The following is a 22,548-nucleotide window of genomic DNA, read 5'->3' as shown; positions in this document are numbered from 1 at the left end:
TCTCCTTAGGCCATCTTCGCCGAAGCTTCGATCTGCGCCGGCTCGGCGTCACGCACGGTGCGCCAGGTGTTGTAGGCCATCAGCAGCATGCCGCTGAAGAAGATCGCGCCACCGATAACGCGGACTACGAAGCCTGGGTGGCTCGCTACCAGCGTTTCAGCAAAGGAGTAGGTCAGAGTTCCGTCTTCGTTTACTGCGCGCCACATCAGGCCCTGGGCGATACCATTTACCCACATGGAGGCGATGTAGAGTACGGTGCCGATGGTTGCGAGCCAGAAGTGACCGTTGATCAAGCCGACGCTGTGCATCTGCTCGCGGCCAAAGATCTTCGGAATCATGTGGTAGAGCGAACCAATGGAGACCATCGCTACCCAGCCAAGAGCGCCAGCGTGTACGTGACCGATCGTCCAGTCGGTGTAGTGAGAGAGCGCGTTGACGGTCTTGATTGCCATCATCGGGCCTTCGAAGGTCGACATGCCGTAGAAGGCAAGCGATACGACCAGGAAGCGCAGGATCGGGTCGGTACGCAGTTTGTGCCAGGCACCAGAGAGCGTCATCATCCCGTTGATCATGCCGCCCCAGCTCGGAGCCAGAAGAATCAGCGACATAACCATGCCCAGGCTTTGGGCCCAGTCCGGAAGCGCGGTGTAGTGCAGGTGGTGAGGACCTGCCCAGATGTAAACGGCGATCAGTGCCCAGAAGTGCACGATCGAGAGGCGGTAGGAGTAGACCGGGCGACCGGCTTGCTTCGGTACGAAGTAGTACATCATTCCGAGGAAGCCCGCAGTGAGGAAGAAGCCTACTGCGTTGTGGCCATACCACCACTGGATCATTGCATCGGTCGCACCCGAGTAAAGCGAGTAGGACTTGGTGAAGGTAACCGGGATTTCCAGGTTGTTCACCACATGCAGCAGGGCGACGGTCAGGATGAACGCCCCAAAGAACCAGTTACCCACGTAGATGTGGGTGGTTTTTCGGGTGATCAGGGTGCCAAAGAAGACGATTGCGTAGCTTACCCACACCACCGTAATCAACAGGTCGATGGGCCATTCCAGCTCGGCGTATTCTTTTGAGGTCGTGTAACCCAGCGGCAGAGTTACCGCTGCGAGCACGATCACCAATTGCCAGCCCCAGAATGTGAAAGCCGCCAGCTTCGGTGCGAAGAGGCGCGTCTGGCAGGTGCGTTGCACTGCGTAGTAGGTGGTGGAAAACAATGCGCAACCGCCGAAAGCGAAGATCACCGCATTGGTATGCAGTGGTCGCAAACGACCGAAGCTGGTCCAGGGAAGATTAAGGTTAAGTTCCGGCCAGGCCAATTGGGCGGCGATGAATACGCCGAGCCCCATCCCGACGATTCCCCAAACGACCGTCATAATGGCGAATTGGCGGACCACCTTGTAGTTGTAGGCGGTACTGGTTGCTGTGTTCATGTATGGGCTTCCATCCACGGTTTTGGGCAGATTTCTAGTAAAGCGGGGCAAGGATGGTGAAAGGGGGCGGGAGGGGTATTGATACGGATCAACGTCTTCAGGACGGTGCTTCTGAGCCTTGGATTTGGACGCTACCGGGCGCCTCGTCGCATGCGACGTTGCTGCTCGCCCATGGGGCGGGGGCGGCGATGGACAGCCCGTTCATGGAGTCGATGGCGCAGCACTTAGCGGTGCGGGGTGTGGCGGTTGTGCGGTTCGAGTTTCCGTACATGGCTGCACGCCGCCAGGACGGGATCAGGCGTCCCCCCAATCCACAAGCACAGTTGCTAGATTCGTGGCGCCAGGTCTATGCCAGTGTGCGACGCCAGGTCACAGGTGTGTTGGCAATAGGTGGCAAGTCGATGGGGGGACGCATGGCGAGCATGCTGGCGGACGAGCTGGGCGCGGACGCGCTGATTTGTCTGGGCTATCCATTCCATGCGCCAGGCAAACCGGAAAAACCGCGTGTTGCGCATCTGGAGGAGCTTCAAACGCCGGCTCTGATCGTGCAGGGGACGCGCGATCGCATGGGCGCGGTGGCGGAGGTCGAAGGCTATGCGTTGGCGCAGGGTGTCGAGGTGCTCTGGCTGGAGTCCGGCGATCACGATCTCAAGCCAACGAAGGTGTCGGGGTTCATCCACGCTGACTATCTGGAGAGGACGGCTGTCGCAGTTGCCGCTTTTCTGGAGCGCGTCGCTGCGACAACCGCTGATTGACGGCTGCCCAACCGCCGGCCACTCGATGCTGCCGGCGGGCGTTGGGCCCTACTTGGCGATCAGCTCGCGCAGAACGTAGTGCAGGATTCCGCCGGCCTTGAAGTACTTCACCTCGTTGAGCGTATCGATGCGGCACAGCACGTCGAACTCGAACGAGGTGCCATCGCTTCGGGTAACTCCCACGGACAGCATCTGATGCGGCTTGATGTCGGCCGACAGGCCGTTGATGGACAACACCTCCGAACCGGTCAGCCCCAGGCTCGTGCGGGTCTGGCCGTTGACGAACTGCAACGCGAGCACGCCCATGCCGATGAGGTTGGAGCGGTGGATGCGTTCGAAGCTTTCGGCGATCACGGCCTTGATCCCCAACAGGGTGGTGCCTTTCGCCGCCCAGTCACGGCTCGAGCCCGTACCGTATTCCTTGCCCGCCAGGACCACCAGGGGCGTGCCCTGGGCTTGGTAGCGCATGGCTGCGTCATAGATCGACATCTTGCTGCCTTCGGGCTGGAACAGCGTGTTGCCGCCTTCCTCGCCGCCGAGCATTTCGTTGCGGATGCGGATATTGGCGAAGGTGCCGCGCATCATCACCTCGTGGTTGCCGCGTCGGGCGCCGTACGAATTGAAGTTCTCCGGCGCCACGCCGAGGCTCTGCAGGTAGAGTCCGGCCGGCGAGCTGGCCTTGATGTTCCCCGCGGGCGAGATGTGGTCGGTGGTGATCGAGTCCCCGAACAACGCCAGTATTCGCGCTCCGGCGATATCCTCGGGGGCTTTCGGCGGCTGGCCGATGTCCTCGAAGAACGGCGGGTTCTGCACGTAGCTCGAGCTGGAGTCCCACTCGTAGGTGTCGCCGGCGCTGGTTTCGATCGCCTGCCAGTTCGCGTCGCCGCTGAACACGTCGGCGTATTGCTTGCGGAACATGGCGCCATCCACCGCGCTGACGGCTGCCGCCACTTCAGCATTGCTGGGCCAAACATCCTTCAGGTAGATCGGCTTGCCTTCGCCGTTCACGCCCAACGGGTCCTTGCCCATGTCGATCCGCGTGGTGCCGGCCAGTGCGAACGCAACCACCAGCGGCGGCGAGGCCAGCCAGTTCGCTTTCACCATGGGGTGAACGCGACCCTCGAAGTTGCGGTTGCCCGAAAGCACCGACGAGACGATCAGGTCGTTGTCGACGATGGCTTCGCCAATCGCCTCGGGCAGCGGCCCCGAGTTGCCGATGCAGGTGGTGCAGCCATAACCGACCAGGTTGAAGCCGAGTTCGTCGAGGTATCGGTTGAGCCCGGCCTTCGCCAGGTAATCGGTCACCACCTTGGAGCCAGGGGCGAGGGAAGTCTTCACCCACGGCTGGCAACGCAGGCCAAGCTCGACAGCCTTCTTCGCCACCAGACCGGCGGCCATCAGCACGCTGGGGTTGGAGGTATTGGTACAGGACGTGATCGCCGCGATCACCACGGCGCCATGCTTGAGGTTGAATGACTCGCCCTGCACGGGAACGGCGGTATCGGCTTGCTGCAGGCGGCCGCTGGTTTCCAGCAGCAGATCGAAGCTGGCACCGATGTCCGGCAGGTCGACGCGATCCTGCGGACGTTTCGGTCCGGCCAGGGACGGCCGCACGCTGTCCAGTTCGAGCTCCAGGCTGGCGGTGAAGACGGGCTCAGGGCTGTTCGCATCGCGCCACAGGCCCTGTGCCTTGCTGTACGCCTCCACCAGCGCGATGCGTTGCTCGTCGCGGCCCGAGAGGCGCAGGTAGTCGATGGTGACCTGGTCCACGGGGAAGAAGCCGCAGGTGGCACCGTATTCGGGCGCCATGTTGCCGATGGTGGCGCGATCGGCGAGGGGCAGGCTGTCCAGGCCGGGACCATAGAACTCGACGAACTTGCCGACCACGCCCTGCTTGCGCAGCATCTGCGTGACGGTGAGCACCAGGTCGGTGGCGGTAACGCCCTCGCGCATCTTGCCGACCAGGCGGAAGCCGACGACTTCCGGGATCAGCATCGACACCGGCTGTCCCAACATGGCCGCTTCGGCCTCGATCCCGCCTACGCCCCAGCCCAGCACGCCCAGGCCATTGACCATGGTGGTGTGCGAGTCGGTGCCCACGAGGGTGTCCGGGTACGCGTAGGTGTCGCCGTTCTCCTCGCGGGTCCAGACCACCTGGGCCAGGTATTCCAGATTGACCTGGTGGCAAATGCCGGTACCCGGCGGCACCACGCGGAAATTGTCGAAGGCCTGCTGTCCCCAGCGCAGGAAGGCATAGCGCTCGCCGTTGCGCTGCATCTCGATCTTCACGTTATCGCCGAAGGCCTGGTCGTCGCCGAAACGGTCGACCATCACCGAGTGGTCGATCACCAGATCGACCGGCGACAGCGGGTTGATCTTCTGCGGGTCGGCGCCGGCCTTGGACACCGCGTCGCGCATCGCCGCAAGGTCGACCACGCCCGGCACGCCAGTGAAATCCTGCATCAGCACGCGCGCGGGGCGGTACTGGATTTCGCGGTCGGAGCTGCGTGTCTTCAGCCAGTCGACCAGGGCGTGGAGGTCTTCGCCACGTACGGTCTGGTTGTCTTCCCAGCGCAGCAGGTTTTCCAGCAGGACCTTGAGCGACGCCGGCAGGCGGCTGATGTCGCCGAGACGCTTGGCTGCCTCCGGGAGGCTGAAATAATGGTAGGTACGGCCGCCCACATCGAGGCTGCGGCGGCAGTTGAGGCTATCCAGGGAGGGCATTTGCGTATCTCCTTGCGGCCCATGGTCGAGGGCGTTGCGGTGGTGCCGGATCGAGCCGGCGCCTTGAGTACGGTAGCGGGTGCGGCGAATACTGGCCTGTCGAAGCCGCGTGCGGCCGACTGTGGGAGGCAGGCCGGCTTTACTCGCGCCGCCATTCACTGGACAGACCGATACGCCCCCGGTTCCCGCGTCGGCTATCATGCGCGCCCCGCCCGGGGGCCGCATCACGCGGTTGCCCACCTCTGGAGAGCGTCACGTGGATACCCTGTTGCTGCATTGCCGCCCCGGTTTCGAGAACGAAGTCTGCGCCGAGATCGCCGAACATGCGGCGCGTCTGCAGGTGGCGGGCTATTCGAAGGCGAAACCGAACAGCGCCTATGCCGAGTTCGTCTGCAGCGAGGCCGGCGGCAGCGCCAGGCTGATGCACAAGCTGGCGTTTTCCGAGCTGATCTTTCCTCGCCAGTGGGCGCGCGGTGAGTACCTGCAACTGCCCGAGGCCAAGCGTATCGAGGTGCTGCTCGAGCAACTGCAAGGCTACCCGGTGTGCGGCAGCCTGTGGCTGGAAGTGTTCGATACCAACGAAGGCAAGGAGCTGTCGACTTTCTGCAGGAAGTTCGAGGCACCGCTGCGCAAGGCGCTGCTGCAGGCCGGTCGGCTGGTCGAGGATGCGAGCAAGCCGCGCCTGCTGCTGACGTTCCGGAGCGGACGGGAGGTGTTTCTCGGGATCGCCGACGCGGGCAACAGCGCGCTCTGGCCGATGGGCATCCCGCGGCTGAAGTTCCCCCGCGAGGCGCCGAGTCGCTCGACGCTGAAGCTGGAGGAGGCCTGGCACACCTTCATTCCGCGCGAGCAGTGGGATGAGCGGCTGGCGGACGACATGACCGGCGTCGACCTCGGTGCCGCGCCCGGTGGCTGGACCTACCAACTGGTGCGTCGCGGCATGCTGGTGACCGCCATCGACAACGGTCCGATGGCGCAGAGTTTGATGGATACCGGGCTGGTCCAGCACCTGATGGTCGACGGCTTCACCTGGAAACCCAAGCGGCCGGTCGACTGGATGGTCTGTGACATCGTCGAGAAGCCGGCACGCAATGCGGCGCTACTGGAAACCTGGATCGGCGAGGGCTTGTGCCGCGAGGCGGTGGTCAACCTCAAACTGCCGATGAAGCAGCGCTACGCCGAGGTCAAGCGCCTGCTGCTACGCCTGGAAGAGGCTTTCGCCGCGCGGCGGATCAAGGTCTCGATCGCCTGCAAACAGCTCTATCACGACCGCGAGGAAGTGACCTGCCATCTGCGCCGCCTGTCCTGAGCGCGGCGCATCGGCGACAATGACCGCCAGCCTATCTGGAGTACCTCGATGTCTCTGCAACACGATGCCGTTCTGGACGCCACCGGTCTCAACTGCCCCGAGCCGGTGATGATGCTGCATAACCAGGTGCGTGACCTGCCCGCCGGCGGGCTGCTCAAGGTGATCGCCACCGATCCGTCGACGCGGCGCGACATCCCCAAGTTCTGCGTCTTTCTCGGCCATGATCTGGTCGAACAGCAGGAGGAGGGCGGCACCTACCTCTACTGGATACGCAAGAAGGCCGACTAGGCCCTCGCGCGCCGCGCCGCCTTGTGGATCCTCTTGCGAGAGCTGCGTGCCAGGCGCGTGGCCAGCAATACCGCCGCACAACTCAGGCCGACCACCAGGCCCTGCCAGAGCCCGCGTGGCCCGGACGGCTCGCCCAGCCAGTCGGTCAGGCCGAGCGCGTAACCCACCGGCAGCCCGACGCCCCAGTAGGCCAGCAGCGTGAAGATCATCGTCGCACGGGTGTCCTGGTAGCCGCGCAGCGCGCCGGCGGCGGTGACCTGGATGGCGTCGGAGAACTGGAACAGCGCGACGTAGAACAGCAGGCTGCCGGCCACCGCGATCACCGCCAAATCCTCGGTGTAGATGTGTGCGATGTGCTCGCTGAGCAGCATCACCAGCGTCGCCGAGCAACAGGCATAGCAGAGCGCCGAGAACATCCCGACACCGGCGCAGAAGCGCGCCTCGCGGGGCTCGCCGCGGCCCAGCGCCTGGCCGACCCGGACGGTGACGGCGATCCCCAGCGACAGCGGCAGCATGAAGATCATCGAAGAGAAATTGAGCGCGATCTGGTGGCCGGCCATCACCGTCGCACCCAGCCCGCCGATCAGCAGCGCGATCACGGCGAAGATGCTCGACTCGGCGAAGATCGCGATGCCGATGGGCAGGCCGATCGTCAGCAGCCCCCGTATCGGCTGCCACGACGGGGGCTCGAAGTGGGCGAACAACTGGCTGGGGCGATAGCGCGGCGCCAGCTTGATCCAGCTCAGCAGGCCGAGCAGCATGCAGTTCATCACCAGCGCCGTGCCCCAGCCGCAGCCCACGCCGCCCATCGCCGGCAGGCCCAGCTTGCCGAAGACGAACACATAGGTTGCCGGGATGTTGATCAGCAACCCGAAGATGCCGAGGAACATGCTCGGCCGGGAATAGCCGATACCGTCGCTGAAGCAGCGCAGCGCCTGGTACATCGCCACAGCCGGAAAACCGAATGCCATGGCGCGCAGGTAGCCCATGCTGGGCTCCATCAGGCTGGTCTCGACCCGCATGCTGCGCAGGACCACGTCCGCATGCCACAGAAGCGTGGCGGCGCTGCATCCGAGGAACAGCGCGAGCCACAACGCCTGGCGTACCAGCGGGCCGATCTCCTGCGGCTGGCCTGCACCGAAACGCTGGGCCACCTTGGGCGTGGTCGCCAGGATCACGCCGGTCATGAACAGGTACAGCGGCACCCAGATCGAGTTGCCCAGCGCCACCGCGGCGAGGTCGCGTGGGCTCACCCGTCCGGCCATCAGCGCATCGGTGAAGCCCATGGCGGTATGGGTGAACTGGGCGATGATGATCGGCGTGGCGAGGCGGAACAGCGCGCCAAGCTCCTGGCGCACCCGGCCCCAGCGGGATTTCAACGACATGGTGATCCTGAGCGGGTGCGGAAAGGCCGCGTAGTGTACGCAGCGACGAAGGGGCGGAAAACCCGGATGTCGTCGCATGGCTTAGAATGGCCGCCTCGAACTGGAGCCCGTGCATGCAAATCCTCGCCGACGAAAACATTCCCCTGGTCGATGCCTTCTTCGGCGCCTTCGGCCCTATTCGCCGTCAGCCCGGCCGCGGCATCGATCGCGCGGCGCTAGGCGACAGCGAGGTTCTGCTGGTGCGCTCGGTGACCGACGTCAACCGCGAGTTGTTGCAGGGTAGCGCCGTGCGTTTCGTCGGCACCTGCACCATCGGCACCGACCATCTCGATCTCGACTACTTCAATGAAGCCGGCATCGCCTGGGCCAGTGCGCCGGGGTGCAATGCACGCGGCGTGGTGGATTACGTGCTCGGCAGCCTGCTTGCCCTGGCGGAGCACCACGGCGTCTCGCTGCGCGAGCGTTGCTACGGGGTGGTCGGTGCCGGCCAAGTCGGTGGGCGCCTGCTCGACGTGCTGCGCGGGCTGGGATGGCGCGTGCTGGTGTGCGATCCGCCCAGGCAGGCGCTGGAAGGCGGCGATTACGTCGACCTGCCGACCATCCTGCGCGAGTGCGATGCGATCAGCCTGCACACGCCGCTAACGCGCGAGGGCGCCTGGCCAACCCATCATTTGATGGGACGCGACCAGCTTGCGGCGCTCAAGCCGGGGACATGGCTGATCAACGCGGCGCGGGGCGCGGTGGTCGACAACGCTGCGTTGAGCGACATCCTGCGGCGGCGAGCGGATCTCGATGCGGTGCTCGACGTCTGGGAAGGCGAGCCGCTGGCCGACCCGCAGCTGGCGGCGCTGTGCCGCCTCGCTACGCCGCACATCGCCGGCTACAGCCTGGACGGCAAGCTGCGTGGCACGGCGCAGATCCATGGCGCCTTTTGCGAGTGGCTGGGTGTTGCCGCCGAAGTGAGCCTGGATGCCCTGCTACCCACGCCCTGGCTGACGCAACTCGCGTTGCAGGCCGACGCCGATCCCGAATGGGCACTGGCTACGCTTTGTCGCGCCGTGTACGACCCTCGGCGGGACGACGCGGATTTCCGCCGCAGCCTGCACGGGGATCCCTCGTTGCGTCGTGGCGCCTTCGATGCGCTGCGCAAGCATTACCCGCTGCGCCGCGAGATCGATGGCCTGCGGGTTACCCTGGGCGGGGAGGCCGACGAGCTGGCGCGCTGGGTTCGGGCCTTGGGTTGCACGCTGGATTGATCCGGCATCAATGAAAAAGCCCGGCTCGTGCCGGGCTTTTTCATCGCGTGCGGAGGCTCAGTTCTTGGCGGGCGCCAAGAACCATTCGTCATCCAGCTCTTCGCAGGCGTGCTGGATCATCTTCTCGGTGATCGGTACTTCCTGGCCGTGCGCATCGATGATGGCGCCGCCGACCGGCTGTTGCGGGCCGACATGGACCACGCGGGGTTCATTGTCGTCATGGGGTTGATTCATCGCTGTCTCCTCATCGGTTCGCGCGCAGTCTAGGCAACCCAGATGAACGCACCGTGACATTGGGCACCTGTCGAGGCGCCAGAAAACGAAGGCCGGCCTGTCCGCAACCGCGTCCGCCCGGCTCTCGTGGTTGACCTTGCTTGTCGGCGCAGAGTTCGCGAAATGAAGCGCGCACCGGAGGTTCTCGACCTGTGGTCGCCGCGCCAGGCCGGCACTCACGCCTGAGCACGGTGCTTTTCGTCGACCATGTTGCCGATTTGCCGGATCACCTCACGGCTGGCGCCTTCGGCGCTGTTGAAGGCACTGACGATGCCATCATGCACCTGCTCGTCGCTCTCCCAGTCCTGAGCGGACAGGTCCATGGCCCTGGCCACGGCCTGATGCAGGTCCGACTGCGGGCGCTCCAGATCGCGATAGGCCCTGGTCTGGCCGAACAGGGCCTGGCCGGTGCCGTTGCGATACCAGTCCTGCGGGCTGCCCTCATCGATGCCGTGCTGGCCGTCGGTGCCTTCGACGCGCGCGTAGGCGTTCTGCATGAACATGATGTGGTCCATCTTCACCAGCGAGGCGAAGGAAAGGTCCTTGGCGCGGCTGAGCTGTTCGATGGTAGATTGCGAGCTGCTGGCGAATTCGCTGAAGCGACTGCGGAAGGCGCCCACCTGTGCGCTGACCTGAGCGCTCTGCTGGCCGGTGCTCAGCGTCTGTTCGACCATCACTCCCACACGCTCACGGAACCCGCCGATGATTCCGGAAATCTCTCCCGTGGCCTGCTTGGTGCGGTGTGCCAGGGCGCGCACCTCGTCCGCGACCACGGCGAAGCCACGGCCGATGTCGCCCGCGCGGGCCGCTTCGATCGCCGCGTTGAGCGCCAGCAGGTTGGTCTGCTCGGCGATCTCCGCGATGATCCGCAGCGCCTGCCCGATGCTGCCGCTGGCGTTGCCCAGCGCATCGGCGGACTCCGCCATCGATTGCATGCGGTCGTTGATGTGGGCCAGCGAGTCGTTGAGCTGATCGACTTCCTGGCGGCTGTCATGGGCGTTGTCGCGGTTGCGCTCCGCGATCGCCGCAACCGATTCGATTTCCGCGGCGACGACGTTCAGGTCGTTCTGATTGCCGCGCAGGTTGCTCAGCAGGTTGGACGTGTTCAGCGCATGCAGGCTGGAGGACAACCGGTTGCGCATCACGTAGCGGGTGTTTTCCTCCATCGCGGTGATTGCCTGGTTGATATGGCTGAGCGAGGTGGCGAACTCGCCGGGAAGCCCGGCCGACAGGGCGCGGCGATAGAATTTGCGCTCGGCGACCATGCCGAAGCAGGTGTTGATTTCCTTGAAGTAGGTTTCCACCAGATCGAGGAACTCGTTGAGCTCCCAGGCGACCTTGCCGATCTCGCCGAGGCCGGCGGTGTGGGTGATGCGCTGGTGCAGATCGCCCTCGCGGCAGGAGAGGATTACCCGCGCCATCTGGTTGAGCGTCGCTATCGGCCGCTTGCTGTGGGCGACGGCGTACAGGCTGAAGGCGATCGAGATGCAGGGCACCAGGACCTGCGGCCAGCTGAAACCCAGGGTCAGCATCTGCCAGCCGGCCAGCAGCAGGTTGAGCGTGACGAAGACCGTGCAGCAGATGATGAATTTCTGATTGAGGAAGGGGCTGTGTCGGCTGGTCTGACTGCGCATGGCCTGGCTCATTGCCGTTCCCCTTGCTGGTAGAGGTTGAGGATGAACTGGTCGTAGCTGAGGCCTTCTTGCGCCGGCAGCTCCATCAGATAGGCAAGGGAGGCGAGGGGCGCCTCGTTCTTCGGTTCGCTGCGTTCGATCTCCAGCATCCGGCGGTACACCGGCTCAATGATGCGCACCGCCGAGGCCGGCGCCGGGCGCCTGACGGAGTAGTAGCCGGTGATGTTGCCCTTGAGGTCGCGATCCGGGGTGATGTTGGCGAAAACCCAGTAGAAGTCGCCGTCCGAGTTCATGTTCTTCACCAGGCCGAAGAACTCGCGGTTCTGCTGCAGGGTGTCCCAGAGCAGCCTAAACACGCCGCGCGGCATGTCCGGGTGGCGGATAAGGCTGTGCTGCTGACCGAGCACCTGGGTCTCGGAATAGTTGGCGACACGCATGAAGCAGCGGTTGGCGTACGTCACTCGCCCGCTGAGATCGCTCTTGGAGATGATCATCTCCCGATCATTGAAACGGACTTCTTTTCCCGTCGGCTTGATGCTGTTCTTCATCCGCGCACTCCCCTGGTGAGTGCTGTATTTTGCCGCACCCCAATACGCCGCCGAATGCTCGGGATCAATTCGGCATCGTAGAGACGGGCTCAGGGATAGGGGATAGAGCTGTTTTTTACGCGCGGAGCCACAGGGCGGCGTTTCAGGATTCGATGAGCGCGGTGACGCGGGGAGGGAGGCGACCCCGCCGGTTACGGGGTCGAGGGCGGGTCAGTGGTATTCGCAGAGGTACGCGGTGTCCACGGACACCTTGAGCTGGAACTTGCTGTTCGCCGGTACGGTGAAGCGGGCGCCGGCGTCGAAGGTTTCCCAGGCATCGCTGCCTGGCAGTTTGACTGTCAGCGCACCGGCGATCACGTGCATGACTTCAAGTTGGCTGGTGCCGAACTCGTACTCGCCGGGCGCCATGACGCCGACGGTGGCCGGGGCCTGGTTCAGCTCGAAGGAAAGGGATTTTACGGTACCGTCGAAGTACTCGTTTACCTTGAACATGCGGGCTCCTCGAAGGGGGATTCAAATTGGGCGGCCAGTATGCCCAAGCCGCTGCGGTGCGTCATCCCGTTCGGCCGTCGAACGCCAGCGGCAGCAGGCGCGCGGTATTGCGGGCGTCGTCGAGGGCCCGATGCTGTTGGCCCTGGAAGCTCATGCCGGCGAGCGCCAGCGCGGCATGCAGGCCTACCGGACGTTTCAGTTGACGGACCTTGGCGAAGTGGCGCTTGAGATCGGTATGGGCAAGGCTGGAGAGATGACTGCCCAGTCGCTGACGTTGCCACTCCAGGTGCAGCTGCTGGCGATCGTAATCGCCCCAGCTCGCCCAACCCTGCAGTCGTGGGTGGTGCGGCTCCAGCCAGCGCTCGAAGGCGGGCCAGACCTGGTTCAGTGGACGCGCGGCATCTATGTCGTTTTGCGTGACCTGGGTAAGTTCGCGGCAGAACGTGGTCAGCAATGGGCGGCGGAGCGGACGCACGAAGCGTTGGAAGTGGTCGATTTCACGTCCCTTGGCGTCCACCAGGCAGGCGCCGATTTCGATGATTTCCATCTCTTCGACCGGCCAGCCACCTTCTTCCGTGGTGGCTTCCAGGTCGAGTACCAGCCAATGTCCCATAGGCTTTCTCCAGTGATCGGGTGGGCGTGCTCATCGGGCGTTCAGAACGGCGGGGGTGCCGTGCTAGGCTTCGACACCGCAAATCTAGAGGTGTGTCATGGCGAAAGTTGCTTTTATCGGCCTGGGCGTCATGGGTTATCCCATGGCCGGGCATCTGGCAAGCAAGGGGCACGAGGTGCGTGTGTACAACCGCACGGCGGCCAAGGCAGAACAGTGGGTTGCCGAACATGGCGGCAGCAGCGGCGCCACCCCCCGTGAAGCGGCGGAAGGCGCTGAGCTGGTGATGGTGTGCGTCGGTAACGATGATGATCTGCGCGGCGTGGTCCTCGGTGACGAGGGGGCCTTCGCCGGAATGGCCGCGGGCAGCGTGCTGGTGGACCACACCACCGCGTCGGCAACGGTCGCGCGTGAACTGGCAGCCGCCGCCAACGAACGCGGCCTGGGCTTTCTCGATGCGCCGGTTTCCGGCGGCCAGGCGGGCGCGGTGAACGGCGTACTGACGGTAATGGTCGGTGGCGCGGCAGAGACCTACGCGCGCGCCGAGCCGGTGATCCAGAGCTACGCAAGGATGTCGCGACTGATGGGCGAGGTGGGTAGCGGCCAGCTGACCAAGATGGTCAACCAGATCTGCATCGCGGGTGTCGTACAGGGGCTGGCGGAAGCCGTGCACTTCTCGCAGCAGGCCGGGTTGGACGGCCTGGCGGTGATGGAGGTGATCGGCAAGGGGGCCGCGCAGTCCTGGCAGATGGAAAACCGCCACAAGACCATGCTGTCCGGCGAGTTCGACTTCGGTTTCGCCGTCGACTGGATGCGCAAGGACCTTTCGATTCTGCTGGAAGAGGCCCGTCGCAACGGCGCGCAGCTGCCGATGACGGCACTGGTCGACCAGTTCTATGGCGAAGTCCAGGCCATGGGCGGCAACCGCTGGGATACCTCGAGCCTGCTGGCGCGGCTCAAACCGACCAAGTGATGGCGATGCGGGCGGCCGCCCGGCCGTCCGCCGACGTCACTGAGTCCTAGGCGCGGAAGATGAAGTACACCGCGCCCAGTAGGCAAAGGCCCGCCCACAGGTAGTCCAGTCTGAGCGGCTGCTGCATGTAGAACACGCTGAATGGCACGAAGATCGACAGCGTGATCACTTCCTGCATGATCTTCAGTTGGCCCACCGACATCGTCGTGTAACCGATCCGGTTAGCCGGCACCATGATCATGTACTCGAACAGCGCGATTCCCCAGCTGACCAGCGCGGCGATAAACCATGGTTTGCTGTGCAGCGTCTTCAGGTGGCCGTACCAGGCGAAGGTCATGAAGATGTTGGAAAGGCTCAACAAGGCAGCAGTCTGCAACCAGATCGGCATCGGCGAAGCTCCGGAATGTGCGGCCGCTGAGCCTACTGCCTGCCCGTCGCGCCGCCAAGTCTTGCCACCATCAATTGGATGGCTGCCATCCGTGTGGCGTACAGGTAATATCGCCGCCCGTAGAACCCTTGGTCCCGTTTTACGAGGTCGCCTGTCTCCATGCAATGCCGTCCCGGTTGCGGTGCCTGCTGCATCGCCCCTTCGATAAGTTCGTCCATTCCAGGCATGCCCCAGGGCAAGCCCGCGGGCGAACGTTGCATCCATCTTTCGGTCGACTACCTGTGCGCGCTGTTCGGCGCTCCGGGTAGGCCGCCCGTGTGCTCGCAGTTCCAGGCCGAACCCTCGGTTTGCGGGAGCAACCGTGAAGAGGCGATCAGCTTGCTCGGCTGGCTGGAGCAGGCGACCGCTTAGCGTGCGCTCGACGGATGAGCCGTCGAGTCGCTCGAGTCTTTGATAGGGAGAAAAATAAATGAGGCTTTTGCATCAACTGGCGCTGGTCTGCGGATTCACAGCCGTACTGCCTACGATCGTTCATGCCGATGACTGGAAGCTGGAGAAGGAAGAGGCAGGCATCAGCATCTACCTCAGCCCGGTAGCCGGCTCCAAGTACAAGGCTTATCGCGGCGTCACCACGGTCAAGGCGGACATCGCCACCATCCGTGCGCTGCAGGAGGATGTCAGCGGTTCCTGCGCGTGGATCTTCGAGTGCAAGGAGCAGAAGCTGCTCAAGCAGGAGGGCGACCAGGCCTGGACCCACACCTACTTCACGCCTCCGTGGCCGGTCACGGCGCGTGATTCGATCCTGCACATCACGACTACACAGGAAGCCGACGGTAGCCTGACTCGTACCTTGGAGGGCGTGGCCGATTACCTGCCCGAGGAAAAGGGCTATGTACGCGTAGCCAAGGTTGAAGGCCTGTGGAAGCTGACGCCCAAAGGCCCGGGCCAGACGGAAGTGACCTATCAGGTACAGACCGAGCCGGGTGGCAGCGTGCCATCGTGGCTGGCCAATAGCTTCGTGGTCGATGCGCCGTTCAATACCCTGAAAGGGCTACGCGAGCGCGCCGAGAAGAAGTAGGCCTTTCTTCCGGGCAAAGAAAAAGGCTGCCTCGGCAGCCTTTTTCGTGTTCGCCAGATATCAGTCGCGCTTGTCCAGTCCGGTGAAGTCGCGCTGCGGATAGCCGGTATACAGCTGACGGGGACGACCGATCTTGTACGGGCTGGAAAGCATTTCCTTCCAGTGGGAAATCCAGCCCACGGTGCGTGCCAGGGCGAAGATCACCGTGAACATGCTGGTCGGAATGCCGATCGCCTTGAGGATGATCCCCGAGTAGAAGTCGACGTTCGGGTACAGATTGCGCTCCTTGAAGTAAGGGTCGTTGCGCGCGATCTCGTCCAGCTTCATCGCCAGTTCCAGCTGCGGATCGTGGATGCCCAGCTCGGCGAGGACCTCGTCGCAAGTCTTCTTCATCACATTGGCGCGTGGATCGAAGTTCTTGTAGACGCGGTGGCCGAAGCCCATCAGCTTGAACGGATCGTCCTTGTCCTTCGCCTTGGCGATGAACTTGTCGATGTTCGATACGTCACCGATCTCGTCGAGCATCGCCAGCACAGCCTCGTTGGCGCCCCCATGCGCCGGGCCCCAGAGGGCGGCGATACCGGCAGCGATACAGGCGAACGGGTTGGCACCCGAAGAACCGGCCAGGCGAACGGTGGAGGTGGAAGCGTTCTGTTCGTGGTCGGCGTGTAGGATGAAGATCCGATCCATCGCGCGGGCCAGCACCGGGCTGATCGGTTTGATCTCGCACGGGGTGTTGAACATCATGTGCAGGAAGTTTTCCGCGTAGTTCAGATCGTTGCGCGGATACATCATCGGCTGGCCCATGGAGTACTTGTAAACCATGGCGGCGATGGTGGGCATCTTGGCAACCAGGCGGATCGCGGAGATTTCGCGATGCTTGGGATTATTGATGTCCAGGGAGTCGTGATAGAAGGCCGACAGCGCACCAACCACGCCGCACATGATCGCCATTGGGTGAGCGTCACGACGGAAACCGTTGAAGAACGATTTCAACTGCTCGTGAACCATCGTGTGGTTCTTCACGGTGCCGACGAACTGGGCCTTCTGCTCGGCATTTGGTAGTTCGCCGTTTAGCAGCAGGTAGCAGGTTTCCAGATAGTCGGACTTCTCGGCCAACTGCTCGATCGGGTAGCCGCGATGAAGAAGGATGCCTTTGTCGCCGTCGATGTAGGTGATCTTCGACTCGCAAGAGGCGGTGGACATAAAGCCAGGATCAAAGGTGAAACGACCCGTGGCGGTGAGGCCCCGTACGTCAACTACATCGGGACCAACAGTGCCGGTCAGAACGGGCAGTTCTACAGGGTCAGAGCCTGCGATGATCAACTGCGCTTTTTTGTCAGCCATGAGGCCTCCTATTTTATGCTTGGTATCATCCTGCCCCCATGCAGGGCCCGCATCACTATAGAGTGATAAATCCGAAAGTCAATTTGCGTGGAGGCTAGGCGGTAGACGGCTTTGAGGGTGATTAAGGGTCTTGAAAATCGGCTATTTACGCCTTTTGTGAGGTCAGCGCAATCCGCTCTTTGGGGCAGGTGATTGCGTTGTCATTAGTGTCCTAACTGTCTATACTCGATGCCCGACCGCCAGGGCTTTAAGGCCTGTATTCTGGGGTTGTCACTCCCTGGGTAGTGGGACCTGACCAGCGCACTTCCCTACAACTTGCCCTGATTGTTGGGGCCTCAGCGTGAAAAAACAGCCGTGAATAGCCAACGACCTGTAAACCTAGATCTTAGGACCATAAAACTCCCTATCACCGCTTATACGTCCATTCTTCACCGCATCTCCGGTGTCATCCTTTTCGTAGGCCTTGCCGTCATGCTTTTCGTGCTCGACAAGTCGCTTTCGTCCGAGGAAGGCTTCGCCGACGTGAAGATGTACCTGACCAGTCCGCTGGCGAAGTTCGTGATTTGGGGCCTGCTGTCAGCCTTGTTGTATCACCTGGTGGCCGGCGTGCGCCACTTGGTCATGGATACCGGTGTTGGTGAGACACTGGAAGGCGGCAAGGCGGGCTCGAAGATTGTCATCGCCGTCTCGGTGGTGCTCATCGTTCTGGCGGGGGTGTGGATATGGTAACTAACGTTACGAACTTTTCGCGTTCGGGTCTCTATGACTGGATGGCGCAGCGCGTTTCTGCCGTTGTTCTGGCGGCTTATTTTCTTTTTCTGCTTGGTTACCTGCTTTTCCATCCCAATCTGAGCTATGCGGATTGGCACGGTCTGTTCTCCCATAACTGGATGCGCATTTTCAGCCTGCTGGCTCTGGTTGCGCTCGGGGTTCATGCGTGGGTTGGTATGTGGACGATTTCCACCGACTACCTGACCGCCATGGCCATCGGCAAATGGGCCACCAGCGTGCGTTTCCTGTTCCAGGCGGTTTGCGGCATTGCGATGTTCGCGTACTTCGTCTGGGGTGTGCAGATTCTTTGGGGTATCTGATTCATGGCTAACATTCGTACGCTTTCGTTCGACGCCATTATCGTGGGCGGCGGCGGTGCCGGCATGCGCGCTGCGCTGCAGCTCGCTCAGTCCGGTTTCAAGACAGCAGTAGTCACCAAGGTTTTTCCGACTCGCTCGCACACCGTTTCCGCCCAGGGCGGCATTACCTGTGCCATCGCCTCGGCCGACCCGAACGATGATTGGCGCTGGCACATGTACGACACCGTCAAGGGCTCCGACTACATCGGTGACCAGGACGCCATCGAGTACATGTGTTCCGTAGGGCCGGAAGCCGTGTTCGAGCTTGAGCACATGGGGCTGCCATTCTCCCGTACCGAGCAGGGCCGGATCTATCAGCGCCCGTTCGGTGGCCAGTCCAAGGACTTCGGCAAGGGCGGCCAGGCGGCTCGTACCTGCGCGGCTGCCGACCGTACCGGTCACGCGCTGCTCCACACGCTGTATCAAGCCAACCTGAAGAACAACACCACCTTCCTCAATGAGTGGTATGCCGTGGATCTGGTGAAAAACCAGGACGGCGTGATCGTCGGTGTGATCGCCATATGCATCGAAACCGGTGAAACCGCCTACATCCGCTCGAAGGCCACCGTGCTTGCCACCGGTGGCGCTGGACGTATCTATGCCTCCACCACCAACGCCCTGATCAATACCGGCGACGGTGTGGGTATGGCGCTGCGTGCTGGCGTGCCGGTGCAGGACATCGAGATGTGGCAGTTCCACCCAACCGGTATCGCCGGGGCCGGTGTGCTGGTCACCGAGGGTTGCCGCGGTGAAGGCGGTTATCTGATCAACAAGCACGGCGAGCGCTTCATGGAGCGCTATGCGCCAAATGCCAAGGACCTCGCTGGTCGTGACGTTGTTGCGCGCTCGATGGTCAAGGAAATCATTGCCGGCAACGGTTGTGGTCCGGATGGCGACCACGTGATGCTCAAGCTCGATCACCTTGGCGAGGAGGTGCTGCACAGCCGCCTGCCTGGTATCTGCGAACTGTCCAAGACCTTCGCGCATGTCGATCCGGTCGTCGCTCCGGTTCCGGTCGTTCCGACCTGCCACTACATGATGGGCGGCGTTGCCACCAACATTCATGGTCAGGCGATCACTCAGGACGCCAATGGCGTCGATACGGTTATTCCGGGTCTGTTCGCCGTGGGCGAGGTCGCTTGCGTGTCGGTGCACGGTGCCAACCGTCTGGGTGGCAACTCGCTGCTCGACCTGGTCGTCTTCGGCCGCGCCGCGGGTCTGCACCTGGAGAAAGCGCTCAAGGAAGGCATCGATTATCGCAACGCCAGCGAAACCGATCTCGAATCCTCGCTTTCCCGCCTCAACAGCCTCAACGAACGCACTTCGGGTGAAGACGTTGCGCCGCTGCGCAAGGAACTGCAGAACTGCATGCAGAACTACTTCGGTGTGTTCCGCACCGGCGAGTACATGCAGAAGGGCATTACCCAGCTGGCCGACCTGCGTGAGCGTATCTCCACCGTGAAGATCGCCGACAAGAGCCAGGCGTTCAACACCGCGCGCATCGAGGCGCTGGAGCTGCAGAACCTACTGGAAGTGGCCGAAGCTACCGCCATCGCCGCCGAAGAGCGCAAAGAATCCCGCGGCGCTCATGCCCGCGAGGACTTCGAAGATCGTGACGATCAGAACTGGCTGTGCCACTCGCTGTATTTCCCGGGTGACAAGCGTGTCACCAAGCGCGCGGTGAACTTCGCGCCGAAGACCGTTCCGCCATTCGAACCCAAGGTTCGGACTTACTAAGGGTGGCTGCCATGTTGAAAGTCAGTGTGTATCGCTACAACCCCGAGCAGGATGCCTCTCCGCACATGCAGGAGTTCCAGGTCGACACCGACGGCAAGGACATCATGGTCCTCGACGTTCTGGCGCTGATCAAGGAACAGGACGTGACCTTCTCCTATCGCCGCTCCTGCCGCGAGGGCGTTTGTGGCTCCGACGGGATGAACATCAACGGCAAGAACGGCCTGGCGTGCATCACCCCGCTGTCCGCGGTCGTGAAAGGCGACACCCTGGTGGTGCGTCCGCTGCCGGGTCTGCCAGTCATTCGTGATCTGGTCGTCGACATGAGCATCTTCTACAAGCAGTACGAGAAGGTGAAACCGTACCTGCAGAACGACACACCGGCTCCGGCCATCGAGCGTCTGCAGTCTCCGGAAGAGCGCGAGAAGCTGGATGGCCTTTACGAGTGCATCCTGTGCGCTTGCTGCTCGACGTCCTGCCCTTCGTTCTGGTGGAACCCCGACAAGTTCCTCGGCCCCGCTGCGCTGCTGCAGGCTTACCGTTTCCTTGCCGACAGCCGCGATACCCAGACCGAAGAGCGTCTGGCTGCGATGGACGATCCGTTCAGCGTGTTCCGCTGCCGTGGGATCATGAACTGCGTGAACGTTTGCCCGAAAGGTCTCAACCCGACCAAGGCAATTGGCCACGTTCGCAACATGCTTCTGCAAAGCGGGACCTGATTCACGATTTGCTATACCTGCAACGCCAGTAGTGCCTGCAGCGCCGGTTTTCAGCCGGCACTGCAGTTTTAGTCAGGACCTCAGCCCAAAAAGTCGTGGTCCCTATTCGAAAAATATGAAGACCAGCAGGGGCATCCGGGCTGGTACCCGGGCTATCTGTGAGGTCCGTTTGGATCTGTCTGAGCTGTAGTCCAGACCGGTCTTGAGCGGTGACCACGCTGATGGTGTCCCCTTACCGAGGGTGACCAAGCATGCAAGAAAGCGTAATGCAGCGCATGTGGGACAGTGCCCACCTTTCCGGTGGTAACGCTGCCTATGTGGAAGAGCTCTACGAGCTCTACCTGCACGATCCCAACGCTGTGCCAGAAGAGTGGCGCACCTATTTCCAGAAGCTGCCGACCGATGGCAGCGCTGCCACCGATGTCTCGCACTCTACGGTCCGCGATCACTTCGTTCTGCTCGCCAAGAATCAGCGTCGCGCTCAGCCGGTATCTGCCGGGAGCGTAAGCAGCGAGCATGAGAAGAAGCAGGTTGAAGTCCTGCGTCTGATCCAGGCCTACCGCATGCGTGGCCACCAGGCTGCCAAGCTTGACCCGCTGGGTTTGGCTCAGCGCGCGACTCCTGCCGATCTGGCGATCAATCATTACGGCTTGACCGATTCCGATCTGGATACCACCTTCCGTACCGGTGAGCTCTACATCGGCAAGGAAGAAGCAACCCTGCGTGAAATCCAGGAAGCCCTGCAGCAGACCTACTGCCGCACCATCGGCGCCGAGTTCACCCACATTGTCGATTCCGAGCAGCGCAAGTGGTTCCAGCAGCGTCTGGAGAGCGTGCGCGGCCGCCCGGCGTTTTCCGCCGAAGTGCGTAGCCATCTGCTCGAGCGCCTCACCGCCGCTGAAGGCCTGGAAAAATACCTGGGTACCAAGTATCCGGGTACCAAGCGTTTTGGCCTGGAAGGTGGCGAGAGCCTGATTCCTCTGCTGGATGAAATCATTCAGCGCTCGGGTTCGTACGGCAACAAGGAAATCGTCATCGGTATGGCCCACCGTGGCCGCCTTAACGTGCTGGTGAATACCTTCGGCAAGAACCCGCGCGACCTGTTCGACGAGTTCGAGGGCAAGAAGGTCGAGGGCCTGAGCTCCGGCGACGTCAAGTATCACCAGGGCTTTTCGTCCAACGTGATGACCGCCGGCGGTGAGGTTCATCTCGCACTGGCGTTCAACCCGTCGCACCTGGAAATCGTCTCTCCAGTGGTCGAGGGTTCGGTGCGTGCCCGTCAGGATCGTCGCAACGATCTTTCCGGTGACAAGGTGCTTCCGGTAACCATCCACGGTGATGCCGCTGTTGCGGGGCAGGGCGTGGTCATGGAAACCTTCCAGATGTCGCAGACCCGCGGCTTCAGAACTGGTGGCACGATTCGCATCGTGATCAACAACCAGGTTGGCTTCACCATCAGCCGTCAGGAGGACGCGCGTTCCACCGAGTACGCGACCGACGTGGCGAAGATGGTGCAGGCGCCGATCCTGCACGTGAATGGCGACGATCCGGAAGCGGTGCTGTTCGTCACCCAACTGGCGATCGATTATCGCATGCAGTTCAAGCGTGACGTGGTCATCGATCTGGTCTGCTACCGCCGTCGTGGCCACAACGAGGCCGACGAGCCGAGTGGCACCCAGCCCCTGATGTATCAGCAGATCGCCAAGCAGCGCACTACGCGCGAGCTGTACGCCGAGACTCTGACCCAGGCTGGCGTGCTTGATGCCGAGCGCGTCCAGGCGAAGATCGACGAGTACCGTACCGCCCTGGACAACGGCCTGCACGTGGTGAAAAGCCTGGTCAAGGAGCCGAACAAGGAACTGTTCGTCGACTGGCGTCCGTATCTGGGCCACGCCTGGACCGCGCGTCACGACACCCGCTTCGACCTCAAGACGCTGCAGGAACTGTCGAACAAGCTGCTCGAAGTACCGGAAGGGTTCGTCGTTCAGCGTCAGGTTTCGAAGATCCTCGAAGATCGCCAGAAAATGACTGCCGGTGGGCTGCCGATCAACTGGGGCTTCGCCGAAACCATGGCGTACGCGACCCTGTTGTTCGAAGGCCACCCGGTTCGCATGACCGGCCAGGACATCGGCCGTGGCACCTTCTCGCACCGTCACGCGGTACTGCACAACCAGAAGGACGCCGGGACCTATATCCCGCTGCAGCATCTGGTCAAGGACCAGCCGCGTTTCGACCTGTACGACTCCTTCCTTTCGGAAGAGGCCGTCCTGGCGTTCGAATACGGCTACTCGACCACCACGCCGAGCGCGCTGGTGATCTGGGAAGCCCAGTTCGGCGATTTTGCCAACGGCGCGCAAGTGGTGATCGACCAGTTCATCACCAGTGGCGAGCACAAGTGGGGCCGTCTGTGCGGGCTGACCATGCTGCTGCCGCACGGCTATGAAGGGCAGGGGCCGGAGCACTCCTCCGCGCGTC

General features: G+C 62.6%; 22 protein-coding genes. 12 read left to right on the top strand and 10 right to left on the bottom strand.

The window, feature by feature from the left end; all coding sequences use genetic code 11:
- Positions 1-5: 5 nt before the first annotated feature.
- Complete coding sequence (gene ccoN, locus B3E91_RS00675; protein WP_090229298.1) at positions 6-1,430, bottom strand: cytochrome-c oxidase, cbb3-type subunit I; 1,425 nt, start codon at positions 1,428-1,430, stop codon at positions 6-8.
- A 53-nt stretch (positions 1,431-1,483) separates the two neighbouring features.
- Here ccoN and B3E91_RS00670 point away from each other — a divergent pair, with 53 nt between their 5' ends.
- Positions 1,484-2,185 carry an alpha/beta family hydrolase gene (locus B3E91_RS00670; RefSeq protein ID WP_287027920.1) on the top strand — a complete coding sequence of 234 codons (702 nt, stop codon included), beginning with the start codon at positions 1,484-1,486 and terminating at the stop codon, positions 2,183-2,185.
- 48 nt (positions 2,186-2,233) lie between these two features.
- Here the strand turns inward: B3E91_RS00670 and acnA are convergent, their stop codons facing one another.
- Positions 2,234-4,909 (bottom strand): aconitate hydratase AcnA, encoded by a 2,676-nt coding sequence (acnA, locus tag B3E91_RS00665; protein ID WP_287027919.1) that lies wholly within the window; start codon positions 4,907-4,909, stop codon positions 2,234-2,236.
- A gap of 256 nt (positions 4,910-5,165) precedes the next feature.
- Between acnA and rlmM the strand changes: the two genes are divergently transcribed.
- Positions 5,166-6,218 carry a 23S rRNA (cytidine(2498)-2'-O)-methyltransferase RlmM gene (gene rlmM, locus B3E91_RS00660; protein WP_287027918.1) on the top strand — a complete coding sequence of 351 codons (1,053 nt, stop codon included), beginning with the start codon at positions 5,166-5,168 and terminating at the stop codon, positions 6,216-6,218.
- A gap of 48 nt (positions 6,219-6,266) precedes the next feature.
- Entirely contained in the window at positions 6,267-6,506 is a 240-nt protein-coding gene (gene tusA / locus B3E91_RS00655) for a sulfurtransferase TusA (protein WP_090229289.1), read from the top strand.
- On the opposite strand, the gene B3E91_RS00650 is transcribed toward tusA, so the two are convergent.
- The gene (locus B3E91_RS00650) at positions 6,503-7,891 is read right to left on the bottom strand and encodes an MATE family efflux transporter (RefSeq protein WP_287027917.1); all 1,389 of its coding nucleotides are present in this window, start codon (positions 7,889-7,891) and stop codon (positions 6,503-6,505) included. The genes tusA and B3E91_RS00650 overlap by 4 nt on opposite strands.
- A gap of 113 nt (positions 7,892-8,004) precedes the next feature.
- Here B3E91_RS00650 and pdxB point away from each other — a divergent pair, with 113 nt between their 5' ends.
- Positions 8,005-9,147, top strand: coding sequence for a 4-phosphoerythronate dehydrogenase PdxB (pdxB, locus tag B3E91_RS00645; protein ID WP_287027916.1), 1,143 nt, complete (start codon positions 8,005-8,007; stop codon positions 9,145-9,147).
- A gap of 57 nt (positions 9,148-9,204) precedes the next feature.
- Here pdxB and B3E91_RS00640 read toward each other — a convergent pair whose 3' ends face one another.
- From B3E91_RS00640 to B3E91_RS00620, 5 genes are all read right to left on the bottom strand, one after another.
- Positions 9,205-9,381: a PA1571 family protein gene (locus B3E91_RS00640; protein ID WP_287027915.1), complete on the bottom strand. Its 177-nt coding sequence runs from the start codon at positions 9,379-9,381 to the stop codon at positions 9,205-9,207.
- 215 nt (positions 9,382-9,596) lie between these two features.
- Positions 9,597-10,562, bottom strand: a complete 966-nt coding sequence (locus B3E91_RS00635; RefSeq protein ID WP_414708176.1) for a methyl-accepting chemotaxis protein — start codon at positions 10,560-10,562, stop codon at positions 9,597-9,599.
- Positions 10,563-11,062: 500 nt separating this feature from the next.
- Positions 11,063-11,602 (bottom strand): PAS domain-containing protein, encoded by a 540-nt coding sequence (locus B3E91_RS00630; RefSeq protein WP_286785080.1) that lies wholly within the window; start codon positions 11,600-11,602, stop codon positions 11,063-11,065.
- A gap of 210 nt (positions 11,603-11,812) precedes the next feature.
- Complete coding sequence (locus tag B3E91_RS00625) at positions 11,813-12,094, bottom strand: pyrimidine/purine nucleoside phosphorylase (protein WP_273229202.1); 282 nt, start codon at positions 12,092-12,094, stop codon at positions 11,813-11,815.
- A 61-nt stretch (positions 12,095-12,155) separates the two neighbouring features.
- Positions 12,156-12,707: an exonuclease domain-containing protein gene (locus tag B3E91_RS00620; RefSeq protein ID WP_287027913.1), complete on the bottom strand. Its 552-nt coding sequence runs from the start codon at positions 12,705-12,707 to the stop codon at positions 12,156-12,158.
- Between the two features lie 97 nt (positions 12,708-12,804).
- On the opposite strand from B3E91_RS00620, the gene B3E91_RS00615 reads away from it, so the two are divergent.
- Positions 12,805-13,677 carry an NAD(P)-dependent oxidoreductase gene (locus B3E91_RS00615; RefSeq protein ID WP_273229200.1) on the top strand — a complete coding sequence of 291 codons (873 nt, stop codon included), beginning with the start codon at positions 12,805-12,807 and terminating at the stop codon, positions 13,675-13,677.
- Positions 13,678-13,723: 46 nt separating this feature from the next.
- On the opposite strand, the gene B3E91_RS00610 is transcribed toward B3E91_RS00615, so the two are convergent.
- Positions 13,724-14,065: a DMT family protein gene (locus tag B3E91_RS00610; protein WP_287027912.1), complete on the bottom strand. Its 342-nt coding sequence runs from the start codon at positions 14,063-14,065 to the stop codon at positions 13,724-13,726.
- 159 nt (positions 14,066-14,224) lie between these two features.
- Between B3E91_RS00610 and B3E91_RS00605 the strand changes: the two genes are divergently transcribed.
- Together B3E91_RS00605 and B3E91_RS00600 are read left to right on the top strand one after the other, a co-directional pair.
- On the top strand, positions 14,225-14,476 hold the full coding sequence (locus B3E91_RS00605) for a YkgJ family cysteine cluster protein (protein WP_273229198.1): 252 nt from the start codon (positions 14,225-14,227) through the stop codon (positions 14,474-14,476).
- 58 nt (positions 14,477-14,534) lie between these two features.
- Positions 14,535-15,143: an START domain-containing protein gene (locus tag B3E91_RS00600; protein WP_273229197.1), complete on the top strand. Its 609-nt coding sequence runs from the start codon at positions 14,535-14,537 to the stop codon at positions 15,141-15,143.
- Positions 15,144-15,203: 60 nt separating this feature from the next.
- On the opposite strand, the gene gltA is transcribed toward B3E91_RS00600, so the two are convergent.
- Entirely contained in the window at positions 15,204-16,490 is a 1,287-nt protein-coding gene (gene gltA / locus B3E91_RS00595; protein WP_273229196.1) for a citrate synthase, read from the bottom strand.
- A gap of 354 nt (positions 16,491-16,844) precedes the next feature.
- Between gltA and sdhC the strand changes: the two genes are divergently transcribed.
- From sdhC to B3E91_RS00570, 5 genes are all read left to right on the top strand, one after another.
- Positions 16,845-17,219: a succinate dehydrogenase, cytochrome b556 subunit gene (gene sdhC, locus B3E91_RS00590; RefSeq protein ID WP_273229346.1), complete on the top strand. Its 375-nt coding sequence runs from the start codon at positions 16,845-16,847 to the stop codon at positions 17,217-17,219.
- Positions 17,213-17,581: a succinate dehydrogenase, hydrophobic membrane anchor protein gene (gene sdhD, locus B3E91_RS00585; RefSeq protein ID WP_090229264.1), complete on the top strand. Its 369-nt coding sequence runs from the start codon at positions 17,213-17,215 to the stop codon at positions 17,579-17,581. Before sdhC ends, sdhD begins: the two co-directional genes overlap by 7 nt.
- Positions 17,582-17,584: 3 nt before the next feature.
- The gene (sdhA, locus tag B3E91_RS00580) at positions 17,585-19,357 is read left to right on the top strand and encodes a succinate dehydrogenase flavoprotein subunit (protein ID WP_273229195.1); all 1,773 of its coding nucleotides are present in this window, start codon (positions 17,585-17,587) and stop codon (positions 19,355-19,357) included.
- 11 nt (positions 19,358-19,368) lie between these two features.
- The gene (locus tag B3E91_RS00575; RefSeq protein WP_090229261.1) at positions 19,369-20,073 is read left to right on the top strand and encodes a succinate dehydrogenase iron-sulfur subunit; all 705 of its coding nucleotides are present in this window, start codon (positions 19,369-19,371) and stop codon (positions 20,071-20,073) included.
- Positions 20,074-20,324: 251 nt separating this feature from the next.
- Positions 20,325-22,548 (top strand): 2-oxoglutarate dehydrogenase E1 component (locus tag B3E91_RS00570; RefSeq protein ID WP_287027911.1); only part of this gene is annotated, 2,224 nt, incomplete at its 3' end.

Origin of the sequence: Pseudomonas sp. UBA6310 (assembly GCF_002438225.1) — a bacterium.
Taxonomy (GTDB): domain Bacteria; phylum Pseudomonadota; class Gammaproteobacteria; order Pseudomonadales; family Pseudomonadaceae; genus Pseudomonas_O; species Pseudomonas_O kuykendallii.
The sequence above is the reverse complement of the archived record's forward strand: the minus strand, read 5'-3'. Positions and strand labels throughout refer to the sequence as shown.